The organism is Paraburkholderia sp. SIMBA_030 (assembly GCF_046535245.1).
Classification (GTDB): Bacteria; Pseudomonadota; Gammaproteobacteria; order Burkholderiales; family Burkholderiaceae; genus Paraburkholderia.
Genome location: NZ_JAWRXB010001285.1, coordinates 1 through 248 on the forward strand (window position 1 = coordinate 1; position 248 = coordinate 248).

Consider the following 248-nt stretch of genomic DNA (forward strand, 5'->3'; position numbering starts at 1 on the left):
GAGGCCCGACAGGTTCGTCTGCGAGTACACGAGACCCACGGTTGCCGGACCGAACGCGTAGCTCGCGCCCGCGCCCCACGTCTGCTGACGGCTAGCGAAGAAGGTGTTGTCGCTCGACACTGCGCCGCCGGCGTTGAACGCCGCAGCCGCGCCCGTCGCGCCGTTGTTGTTCAGTTGCAGGTACGCTGCGCCGACATTCAGGCCGCCCCAGTTGTACGATGCGCCGGCGCTGTAAGCGCGGTTGTTGG

Annotated in this window: 1 protein-coding gene; it reads right to left on the reverse strand. The window is 67.7% G+C overall.

Translation table 11 applies throughout. From position 1 onward, the window contains the following. Window positions 1-248 (reverse strand): porin (locus tag SB772_RS44195; protein ID WP_410839048.1); only part of this gene is annotated, 248 nt, incomplete at both ends.